Origin of the sequence: Neobacillus sp. WH10, assembly GCF_030123405.1 — a bacterium.
In the GTDB taxonomy this organism is placed as follows: Bacteria; Bacillota; Bacilli; order Bacillales; family Cytobacillaceae; genus Neobacillus.
Genome location: NZ_CP126110.1, coordinates 4,052,460 through 4,064,448, shown reverse-complemented (window position 1 = coordinate 4,064,448; position 11,989 = coordinate 4,052,460). Strand labels below are relative to the sequence as shown.

The following is an 11,989-nucleotide window of genomic DNA, read 5'->3' as shown; positions in this document are numbered from 1 at the left end:
AGCCCGCAAGTAATACGGGGATATATGTAAGTCAACGCAAAATTTCTTAATTATGTTTAATCATATGGGGGGAAAAATAATGGAATTACAATTTTCACGTCATCGCCGTCTTCGTTCAAGTGCCAATATGCGCTCACTTGTAAGAGAAAATCACTTAAGAGCTGAGGATTTCATTTATCCGCTGTTTATTTATGAAGGTGAAAATATCCGTAATGAAGTATCTTCCATGCCGGGTGTATTCCAAGTATCGATGGATAATCTTAAAGCAGAGATGGATGATATCGTTGCTCATGGGATTAAATCGGTTTTGTTATTCGGGATCCCAAAGACGAAGGATGCGTGCGGTGCGCAAGCCTATCATGATCATGGTATCGTTCAGGTAGCAACACGTTACATTAAAGAAAACTATCCAGATATAATTGTGGTTGCCGATACTTGCTTGTGCGAATATACAGATCATGGGCATTGTGGAGTGGTTGAGGGAGAGAAAATCCTTAACGACGAGTCGCTTGAATTACTGGTAAAAACGGCAGTTGCCCAAGCTAAAGCGGGTGCAGACATCATTGCACCATCCAACATGATGGACGGCTTTGTTGCTGCTATTCGTACTGGTTTAGATGAAGCTGGTTTTACAGATATCCCAATCATGTCTTATGCCGTTAAATATGCGTCTGCATTCTACGGCCCTTTCCGCGAGGCAGCGGAGGGTGCGCCTCAATTTGGTGATCGTAAAACCTATCAAATGGATCCTGCGAACCGCATGGAAGCATTTAGAGAAGCAGAATCAGATGTTCATGAGGGAGCTGACTTCTTAATCGTCAAACCAGGAATGCCATACCTTGACATCGTTCGTGATATGAAAAATACGTTTAACCTGCCTATCGTTATTTATAATGTAAGCGGTGAATACTCAATGGTTAAAGCAGCTGCCCTTAACGGCTGGATTGATGAGAAAAAGACCGTGCTTGAAATGCTTATCGGTATGAAGCGTGCAGGTGCAGACCTCATTATTACTTACGCCGCAAAAGATGCGTGCCGCTGGCTTAAAGAAGAAGAGAAATAAACATTATTTGAAAAGAGGGAATAGAATGCGTTCGTATACAAAATCGATTGAAGCATTTAAAGAAGCCCAAAGCCTAATGCCCGGCGGTGTAAACAGTCCGGTTCGTGCCTTTAAATCCGTTAATATGAGTCCAATTTTTATGGAAAAAGGCAAAGGGTCAAAAATATATGATATTGATGGCAATGAATATATTGATTATGTACTATCATGGGGTCCGCTTATTCTCGGACACTCCAACGACCGTGTCGTTGAAGCATTGAAAAAAACAGCGGAACAAGGTACTAGCTATGGAGCCCCGACATTATTAGAAAATAAATTAGCTCAGCTTGTGATTGAACGCGTGCCATCAATCGAAATAGTAAGAATGGTAAACTCAGGAACAGAAGCAACAATGAGTGCCCTTCGTTTAGCACGCGGCTATACTGGCCGTAACAAGATTTTAAAGTTTGAAGGCTGCTACCATGGCCATGGTGATTCGTTATTGATCAAAGCGGGTTCTGGGGTTGCTACACTTGGTTTACCAGACAGTCCAGGTGTCCCAGAAGGGATTGCTTCAAATACAATCACCGTGCCTTATAATGATCTTGAAAGTGTTAAATATGCATTTGAACAATTTGGCGAAGATATCGCTTGTATCATCGTTGAGCCTGTTGCCGGTAACATGGGACTTGTTCCGCCTCTTCCAGGATTTTTAGAAGGACTTCGTGAGATTACTTCCACAAATGGTTCCTTACTTATTTTTGATGAAGTTATGACTGGTTTCCGCGTAGGGTACAATTGTGCACAAGGCTATTTTAATGTAACACCTGATATTACATGCCTTGGAAAAGTGATCGGCGGCGGACTTCCTGTTGGTGCCTATGGCGGTAAAGCAGAAATTATGCAGCAAATCGCTCCAAGCGGCCCGATTTATCAAGCAGGAACACTGTCAGGGAACCCGCTTGCGATGACAGCTGGGCTAGAAACCTTAAGCCAGTTAACGCCTGAGCATTACAAGGAATTTATTCGTAAAGGCGACATACTTCAAAAAGGTTTTGAGGCAGCTGCTGAAAAATATGACATTCCAATTTCCTTTAATCGCGCTGGTTCAATGATTGGCTTCTTCTTTACAAATGAAGCAGTTATCAACTATGAAAAAGCGAAGTCCTCTAATTTGGAATTCTTTGCAGCCTATTATCGGGAAATGGCAAACCAAGGAGTGTTCTTACCACCGTCACAATTTGAAGGTTTATTCCTATCAACAGAACATTCTGATGAGGATATTGAAAAGACGATTAAAGCAGCTGAGATTGCTTTTTCGAAACTTAAATAATATGGTTGTGGACACCCACCTGGTTTTGGTGGGTGTTTTTTGTATGTATTGTTAGATGCCTAAATTGTTGAGTCAGTTCGTGAACTGGCTTACATGTTTAACTTTATGTTTGTGCTAAAAAGCAGTTTGGCGGAATTCATGGTAAGTTTGGCGGAATTCATGGTAAGTTTGGCGGAATTACGCTCCAAGTTAGCGGAATAAATCCAAAAATTGGCGGAATTACTCCAAAAGTTGGCGGAATTCCGCACATATCCGCGAAATTGCCCCACAGCTTATCAACTCAAACCCTCTTAATCTTCCCCCATCCAAGTTTTTGTACCTAAGACTCCAATTCTTTTCCCACCAACCAAGCGTTTTTTATCATAAAAAAAATACTTTCTTCATAAAGTGTAAGTGACATTGTGATTTTGCTTGGAAGATACGAAAGGAGGAGTCGCTTTGTCCCAGGAGAATCAATCGTGCCTGCGATTTTCCTTGGAGGAGTCGCTGTGGTTTAGAAAAGGACAGGAAGTCGAAGAGCTAATTTCGATTTCCCTAGACCCTGACATCACCATCCAGGAAAACGATCAGTACGTAACCATACGTGGTTCGCTGGAATTAACTGGCGAATATAAAAGTTACGAAGCAAGTGATGAAAACGAAGATGAGGGTTTTACTTCTCAAAAATTTGTAGAGAGGGTTACAGAACGTGAAGAAGAAGGCAACTGTGAATTTTCACATCGATTCCCCGTTGATATCACGATTCCGAATAATCGGATTCAAAGCATTTACGATATCGACGTCCTCGTAGAATCATTTGATTATTCCTTACCTGAACGCAGTTGTTTGAAGTTATCGGCGGAGCTTACCATCAGCGGTTTATACGGATCAGAAGAACAAGAACAACAAATGGAAGAAGAACCAGAGTACGAAGTGCTTCATCGCTCTGAATCTGAATACCATGATGATGAAGTAGAAGTCGAACAGCACGCAGTTCAGAGCAGTTACCAAGATAATTTCCTGTTCGAGGCAGAGGCAAGAAAACAGCAAGAAGAAGAGCCTATTGAAGTATTGCCGAAATTCCCGACCTTTAACTACCAGCCGCAGGTGGAATATGAAGATGAAGAAGATTTCGAACCTGCGTGGAACTTCCAAGAAGCAAGAAATGATGGCAGCAAGCATGAAGAGGTGGAAATAAAACAGGAAGTTGTGGTGGAAATAGATCCAGAGGAACATCATTTTGTGGAAAAACATACGGATGATGAAGAAAGTTCATCATCATCTTCTGATGATGTAATCAAAAAGGTAAAGAAAAAGCTGTCCCCAAAAAAGAAGAGCATGACGCTTACAGAGTTTTTTGCCCGGAAGGATGAAAGTTCAGGCCAAACAAAATTAAAGGTATGCATCGTGCAAAAAGGTGATACAGTTGATAGTTTGGCAGACCGCTATGATATTTCAGTTCAAAATCTTCTCCGTGTCAACAATCTGGAACTGAATCAAGACGTCTTCGAGGGTCAAGTTTTATACATTCCTGTAGCCCTTGCAAAAAAATAATCAAATGGCAAAAAAAGATGAGCGGGTTTCTTTGACCTGCTCAACTTCTTTTAAAAGTAATTCCTCCTTTTCTTTGAAAGAGAGATGAGTTTTCATGAATGACTCGAACCGAATAGAAACCGTTAGACCAATTTTAAAAAATTATCATATCGAACCTTATTTTGTTGAAGATTACGGCATTGTCCAAAAGATTTATTCAGACAAAGGAACCTTTGCCTTAAAAAAAGTCCCACCCACTATCGGGACTGATTTCATCCGCCATGTTCATCTTCTTTATCAAAAAGGGTTTAACCGGATTGTGCCAATTTATCCAACAATGGATGGCAGGTATGCCGTTTTATATGAAAATAATCTTTATTACCTCATGCCATGGATGCCGAACGATCAAAAAGAAAATCGTGAGTACAAAAACCATCAGCTTTTTCGCGAATTAGCAAGGCTCCATACTCTATCTGCCAAAGAAATAACAGTCAGCCAAGAAGAACGAACAGAGCATTATGAAAAGACGATTCAGCAGCTTGATAAACATCAAGAATTTCTTGATGGCTTCATTGATGAATGTGAAAAAAAGACCTATATGTCGCCGTTTGAATTGCTTTATTGCTTATATTACAACGAAATAAGGCAAGCACTACGCTTTTCAAAATCAAAATTTGAAGAATGGTATGAGAGCACAAAAGAAAATGACAAGGCCCGCAGTGTGATTACTCACGGGAAATTGTCATCAGAGCATTTTCTCTTCGATGACCAGGGCTATGGCTTTTTCATTAACTTTGAAAATGCCCGCTACGGCTCACCGATCCATGATCTCCTGCCGTATTTGTCACGTGCCTTAAATACCAGCCCAAAACGGAATGATACTGCTCTTGATTGGGTTTATCATTATTTTAAATACTTTCCGTTTAAAGAAGATGAAAAACTATTGTTCTACAGCTATTTATCTTTGCCGATCCCCATCATGCAAGTGGCAGAAAGCTATTACCGCAAGGAGCGGCCAAGGAATGAGATGAAATTTGTGAGCCAGCTGCAGCACCGCTATTGGCATTTAAAAAATTCCGAGTATATCGTGATGCGAATGACAGAAATCGAAAACCAGCAGAAACAAGCAAAAGAAGGAGCCCAACCGCAGTAAAACCTGCAAAATGGGCTCCTTAAATTATTTCAAAGTAAATTGAAATGGCAATAGCGATAAAAAACGATAACAATAACACATCAAAGACAGTAGGTAAAAAAATTGTTCGAATAAATTGGAAAATCACAAACGGTATAATTAATTGTCCACAAAATCTTCGAAACGTTCTAAACCAGGGACGGTGTTTGTTTTTATTAAAAAATCCTTTCACTGAAACCCCCCCTAAAAATATGACATTTATTTTCCACGCATTAACGGGCAGTAAGATCCCCCTTTTAAAACTTAAATATTCAAAATTGCGACTGGGATCAACTGCCTAAAATCCCGATTGGTGAGATACAGTGAAACTTGCCGATGTGCTTTTCATCGGCCTAGTTGAACCAATCGGGTTCGTATTGTCTCTTTATCAAGTCGATAGCCTTGATATTAGAGACAGTAGAACGGGACTAACAATAAGCGGGGGGAGGAAAAATCCCCCTGCTTATTGTAGTTTCACTATATTTATATTCAAAACCCCCAGTTTGTTCCCTTAAAAAAAGCATATAGTATAAAAAATAAAAAATTTGGCCATCCTGATTGACGTCAATCCCCTTTTTTGGGTAGTATATCTATATACTTAATAATAAAAGCAAAGATAGGGAAGAGTACGATGCCATCCTGCTTAAAGAGAGGGAAATCATTAGCTGGAAGATTTTCTAAGAGGAACGTCGGAAGGTCGCCCATGAGCTTCTTCTGTGAACGGATTGCAAAATCTTAGTAGTTGAAGACGGATGAAATCCGTTATCTGATTTAAGAGCCAATCATATTTCTGGATTGGAAAAAAGGTGGTACCGCGAAGCAAACTCCATTCGTCCTTTTATGACGAATGGAGTTTTTTGTTTTTCTCGGAAGGTAAAAAAAGGAGGAGTTTTAGATGGAAACAAAGGAAATAACAATGCCTACCAAATACGACCCGCTATCGATTGAAAAAGGGCGTTATGACTGGTGGTTAAAAGGTAAGTTTTTCGAGGCTAAAGATGATCAAGGGAAGCAGCCGTACACAATCGTCATCCCACCGCCAAATGTTACCGGAAAACTTCATTTGGGTCATGCGTGGGATACAACATTACAAGATATCATTACTCGTATGAAGAGAATGCAAGGCTATGACGTACTTTGGCTTCCAGGGATGGACCATGCCGGGATTGCAACACAAGCAAAGGTTGAAGAAAAGCTCCGCAACGAGGGTAAAAGCCGCTATGATTTAGGCCGTGAAAAATTCGTTGAGGAAACATGGAAGTGGAAGGAAGAATATGCTTCACACATCCGTCAGCAGTGGGCAAAGCTGGGCCTAGGCCTTGACTACAGCCGTGAGCGTTTCACCCTTGATGAAGGTTTATCTGATGCGGTTCGTGAAGTATTTGTAACCCTTTATAAAAAAGGCCTCATTTACCGTGGAGAGTACATTATTAACTGGGATCCTTCTACAAAAACAGCTCTATCCGACATCGAGGTCATATACAAGGATGTTCAAGGTGCTTTTTATCATATGAGATATCCATTAGCAGACGGATCAGGTCACATTGAAATTGCGACCACTCGTCCTGAAACAATGCTTGGTGATACAGCAGTTGCAGTACATCCGGAAGATGATCGTTACAAACACTTAATCGGTAAAACTGTAATCCTGCCAATCGTGGGCCGTGAAATCCCAATCGTTGGAGATGATTATGTTGATATGGAATTCGGTTCAGGTGCGGTAAAAATTACACCTGCTCATGATCCTAATGACTTTGAAGTCGGTAACCGCCACAATCTGGAGCGCGTTCTTGTAATGAATGAAGACGGCTCCATGAATGCGAAGGCCGGTAAATACCAAGGCTTAGACCGATTCGAATGCCGTAAGCAAATCGTCAAAGATCTTCAAGAACTGGGCGTTCTCTTCAAAATTGAAGACCACCTCCATTCTGTTGGCCACTCTGAACGCAGCGGTGCGGTTGTTGAACCATATCTTTCAACACAATGGTTTGTAAAAATGCAGCCGCTCGCAGATGAAGCAATTGCCCTGCAAAACAAAGAAAATAAAGTAAACTTCGTTCCTGACCGTTTTGAAAAAACATACTTACGCTGGATGGAGAATATCCGCGACTGGTGTATTTCGAGACAGCTTTGGTGGGGTCACCGGATTCCTGCTTGGTACCACAAGGAAACTGGAGAAGTATACGTTGGTCATGAAGCCCCGGCAGATGCTGAGAACTGGGAACAGGATAAGGATGTATTAGATACATGGTTCAGCTCGGCACTATGGCCTTTCTCGACCATGGGCTGGCCAAACAAAGAAGCGGCTGATTTCAAACGTTATTTTCCTAATGATACCCTTGTGACTGGATATGACATCATCTTTTTCTGGGTATCAAGAATGATTTTCCAAAGCATCGAGTTTACTGGCGAACGTCCATTTAAAGATGTTCTTATTCATGGTCTTGTTCGCGATGAGCAGGGACGTAAGATGAGTAAATCACTTGGCAATGGTGTGGATCCAATGGATGTCATCGAGAAATACGGTGCCGATGCATTGCGTTACTTCTTATCAACAGGAAGTTCACCAGGACAGGATTTACGCTTTAGTTTTGAAAAGGTAGAATCAACCTGGAATTTCGCTAATAAAATTTGGAATGCCTCCCGTTTCGCGTTAATGAATATGGATGGCATGACATACGAGGAAATTGATTTAAGCGGTGAAAAGTCGGTTGCTGATAAGTGGATTTTAACTCGATTAAATGAAACAATCGAACATGTAACAAGACTTTCCGAGCGTTATGAATTTGGTGAGGTTGGCCGTGCATTATACAATTTTATCTGGGATGACTTCTGTGATTGGTATATCGAAATGGCTAAGCTGCCGCTATATGGTGATGATGAAGCTGCTAAGAAAACGACTCGTTCGATTCTTGCCTATGTTTTAGACAACACAATGCGCCTGCTGCATCCGTTCATGCCATTCATTACCGAGGAAATTTGGCAAAACCTTCCTCACGCTGGTGAGTCGATTACGACAGCAGTATGGCCGGTGGTAAAACTAGAACTTTCCGATGACCAAGCAGCCCAAGAAATGAAACTGCTCATGGAAATGATTCGCTCTGTACGGAATATCCGTGCTGAAGTAAACACACCAATGAGCAAAAAAATCAAAATGCTAGTAAAAGCAAAGGATGAAACGGTTCTAAAAGCGATTGAGAACAACCGCAGCTATATTGAACGTTTCTGTAATCCAGAAGAATTGCAATTGGGTGTTGATATTGAAGTACCTGAAAAAGCAATGACCGCTGTAATAACAGGCTTAGAAATCATCCTTCCGCTCGAAGGCTTAATTAACATTGATGAAGAAATTGCCCGTCTTGAAAAAGAATTCGAGAAATTAAATAAAGAAGTTGATCGAGTTCAGAAGAAATTAAGCAATGAAGGATTCATGAAAAAGGCACCTGAAAATGTAGTTGCTGAAGAGCGCGCAAAAGAAAAGGATTATCTTGAAAAGAGAAGCATTGTTGAAACTCGTATTAAAGAATTAAGAGGATAATGAGAAGAGTGAGGCGAATCTAGCAATGGATTCGTCTCGTCTTATGAAAATCCTTTAAATAACAAACAGAATTCCGTCGGAATGGTCCAATTTTATGTGTGATGGTGCTATATCGGCGGTTTTCTGTGGTTTATCGTCTAACAAGAATGTTTTATCAGCGAATTTCCCACTTTTATCAGCGAATCAATCTGTTGAAGTAGAAAAAATAGATGGGGTGTTACAAAATGTTCACTACATATAATGAAGCCCTAGACTGGATTCATGGAAGACTAAGACTAGGAATAAAGCCTGGTTTAAAAAGAATGGAATGGATGATGGACAAGCTCGAGTATCCTGAGAGCAAATTAAAAGCAATCCATGTTGGCGGAACAAATGGCAAAGGTTCAACCGTCACTTTTTTGCGCTCGATACTTCAATCTGGGGGCTATACAGTAGGTACCTTTACTTCACCGTATATTGAACAGTTTAACGAGCGGATTAGTATCAATGGGAGATCAGTCAGCGACGAAGAACTTTTACAGCTGGCAAATATGATTCGTCCATTAGCAGATGAGCTAGAGGAAACAGAGCTTGGGGGTCCGACTGAATTTGAGGTCATTACTGCGATGGCGTTCTATTATTTTGCCAATATTAGAAAAGTAGATATTGTGATTTTTGAGGTAGGTCTTGGTGGAAGATTTGATTCAACCAATATTATTCAACCACTTGCCTCTATCATTACAAACATCGGTCTCGATCACACCAATATACTTGGGAAGACGTATGAGGAAATCGCCTTTGAAAAGGCAGGAATTATTAAAGAGGAGACACCAATTTTTACAGCGGTCAAACATCCAGGAGCGCTAAAAGTGATAGAAGAGCAGGCAGAAAAGAAATCAGCGCCAATTTTTAGATTAAATCAGGAATTCACGATAAGTGGACATGAATCATTAGCAAGAGGCGAAGTGTTTACATTAATAACAAAACTTCAATCACTTGAGCAGTTAGAACTCAACATGATTGGCCAGCATCAAACGGAAAATGCATCACTAGCCATACTTGCCGCCCAATACTTAAATCAGATTGGCTTATTCACAGTCACTGAGCAAGCAATTCGAGTCGGATTAAAGCAAGCGTTTTGGCCTGGAAGATTTGAAGTTCTCTCAGAAAACCCACTCGTGATCATTGATGGCGCCCATAATGAAGAAGGAATAACTGCGTTAACCCATGAACTATCTACCAGATTCAATGACCGAAATATCCATATTGTATTTGCTGCGTTAACGGATAAAAAGCTTGATGAAATGATTGGTAAACTTGATAAAATTGCAAACCAAATTTCATTTGTCAGCTTTGATTTTCCACGTGCGGCCAAAGCGGAACAACTGCTTAACATTAGTCAATCTCAGAATAAAATGGCAGTCGATCATTGGCAATCCTACCTCTTACAAGAAATAAAAATGTTAAAAGCTAGTGACATGTTAGTCGTGACGGGTTCCCTCTATTTTATTTCAGAAGCGAAGCCGCATATCTGTAAATATCTGAAAAATTAAACCTTTTCCTTATGACAATGTCTATTATAAATGGTAAAATAATGTTATCTTGAATTAAGCATATTTGTCGGGGTGGGGGATTAGGATGGATGTAAAACCGCAAATGAAACAAGCGATTTTTCTTGTATGGATCTTGATGGTTCCTGCAGGATTGTGGTTCACCTATAATAATTATCCTCCTAATATCTCTGTAAATTGGTTAGATCTTTTGGCATTTTTACTATTAACCTCAATAGTAGCCGCGGTGCCGATTGTTATTAATAATATGTTCATTTTTTTAATCCAATGGGTAGCTCTTGCTACCTTTTTGCGCTTTGGTTTATTTGCCGAAATTATTTTTGCTCAGATAGCTGTCGTTGTTTTACTACTTAAGTTAAGGATCCTTCGAAAGGGAGAATTATTTAGGCTGCCGCTTAATTTAAATATGTTTTTTTTAGTTTCCTTTATCAGCGGCATGATTTATTACATTCTTGGCGGGCAGACAGGCCCAAACTTAACCCATGATCCCCGTTCATTGTGGCTTGCAGTTTTATATGTAGTCCTAAACTATTTTCTAAATCAAATCATGGTTTCTTTCAATCTTTTTTTTATTTATAAAATTAAAAAATCCTTTTTTGGCAAGGATTTTTTCGTCGAGACAGTAACAACATTAATCACACTCCCAATTGGTTTTGTGTTGTACATACTTTATAATCAAGTAGGGTTAATAGGTCTATTGTTTGTGGGAATTCCATTTGTCAGTCTATCAATTATATTTAATCTCTATTATTCAAGTGAAAAAATAAATGAATATTTACAGAAGGCTTCAGAGATCGGTCATCAGATGGCGGAGCGTTTGTATGTAGATGATGTCCTGGATCTGTTTATTCAGAAACTGAGTGAAATGCTGCCTGTTGATTATTCTTATATACTGGAGGCTGACGGCGAAGTACTAAAATTGATTCGTCGAATGGAAGCCGGTTTAGTAATGCCAAACGAAAGCCTTTCTTTGAAAAAACAAGAAGGGATTTGCGGGATGGTTTGGTCGAAACAAAAAGCCCTCTTATTTACATCAAGGAAAGAATGGCAACAGTATACTACTGATAACATTCCGAATGATGTAGAAAGTATTATAGGTGTACCGATTATTAGAAGTAAAAAACTAATCGGGGTGTTATTGCTTGCTTCTAAGCAAAAACGAGCCTATGAAAAATCGCAGCTGATGATCATTGATATACTTTGTTCGCATTTTGCGGTTGCAATTGAAAACGCCAATAATTTTGAACAAACCAAAAGGCAAAGTGAACGCTGTGCCTTAACAAATTTATTTAATTATCGCTACTTTGAGACGTTGCTGACTGAGGAGTTCAAAAAAGTAGCTAATTTTGAGCGAAAAATATTATCGTTAATCATCCTTGATATAGACCACTTTAAACAAGTAAATGATACGTATGGTCATCAAAGCGGAAACGAAATTCTTCGTGAACTCGCAGGCAGATTAAGAAAGCTTGTCGGAGGCCTCGGAACGGTTGCGCGGTATGGCGGCGAAGAATTTGTTGTTCTTTTACCGGATATGTCGAAAGTAGAAGCCTACCAAATGGCAGAACAAATTAGAGAAATGGTATCTAATTGGCCATTTACACTGCAACAGTCCTTGGAATTAGGCAATAACCAACAGAAGATCATGATTACCGCCTCAATTGGGGTTGCCACGGCACCAGAAGATGCGGAGGATTCATTGGCGTTGATTAGGCATGCTGATCGGGCTCTTTACGTGGGGGCTAAGCGTGCTGGCCGGAATCGGGTGGCGGAGTATTCGTCTTGTTAAAAAGAGGTGTGTCCAAGTTGTTTTTTACAACTGGTCACACCTCTTTTTATATTG

The 11,989-nt window shown here is 40.2% G+C and carries 7 protein-coding genes and 1 other annotated feature; all 7 genes read left to right on the top strand.

The annotated features are described in order from the left end of the window. The first annotated feature begins 79 nt into the window (after positions 1-79). On the top strand, positions 80-1,063 hold the full coding sequence (hemB, locus tag QNH20_RS19900) for a porphobilinogen synthase (RefSeq protein ID WP_283919704.1): 984 nt from the start codon (positions 80-82) through the stop codon (positions 1,061-1,063). A gap of 25 nt (positions 1,064-1,088) precedes the next feature. Continuing rightward, positions 1,089-2,375 (top strand): glutamate-1-semialdehyde 2,1-aminomutase, encoded by a 1,287-nt coding sequence (gene hemL, locus QNH20_RS19895; protein ID WP_283919703.1) that lies wholly within the window; start codon positions 1,089-1,091, stop codon positions 2,373-2,375. 438 nt (positions 2,376-2,813) lie between these two features. Beyond that, positions 2,814-3,908 (top strand): stage VI sporulation protein D, encoded by a 1,095-nt coding sequence (spoVID, locus tag QNH20_RS19890; RefSeq protein WP_283919702.1) that lies wholly within the window; start codon positions 2,814-2,816, stop codon positions 3,906-3,908. 94 nt (positions 3,909-4,002) lie between these two features. Next, entirely contained in the window at positions 4,003-5,040 is a 1,038-nt protein-coding gene (gene ysxE, locus QNH20_RS19885) for a spore coat protein YsxE (RefSeq protein ID WP_283919701.1), read from the top strand. Between the two features lie 622 nt (positions 5,041-5,662). Next, positions 5,663-5,899: a binding site (T-box leader), on the top strand. Positions 5,900-5,953: 54 nt separating this feature from the next. Beyond that, on the top strand, positions 5,954-8,596 hold the full coding sequence (locus QNH20_RS19875) for a valine--tRNA ligase (protein WP_283919699.1): 2,643 nt from the start codon (positions 5,954-5,956) through the stop codon (positions 8,594-8,596). Positions 8,597-8,820: 224 nt separating this feature from the next. Beyond that, a complete protein-coding gene (locus QNH20_RS19870) occupies positions 8,821-10,128 on the top strand; it encodes a bifunctional folylpolyglutamate synthase/dihydrofolate synthase (protein WP_283919698.1) in 1,308 nt (435 codons plus the stop codon). A gap of 85 nt (positions 10,129-10,213) precedes the next feature. Next, positions 10,214-11,935 carry a sensor domain-containing diguanylate cyclase gene (locus QNH20_RS19865; protein ID WP_283919697.1) on the top strand — a complete coding sequence of 574 codons (1,722 nt, stop codon included), beginning with the start codon at positions 10,214-10,216 and terminating at the stop codon, positions 11,933-11,935. Positions 11,936-11,989: the final 54 nt, after the last annotated feature.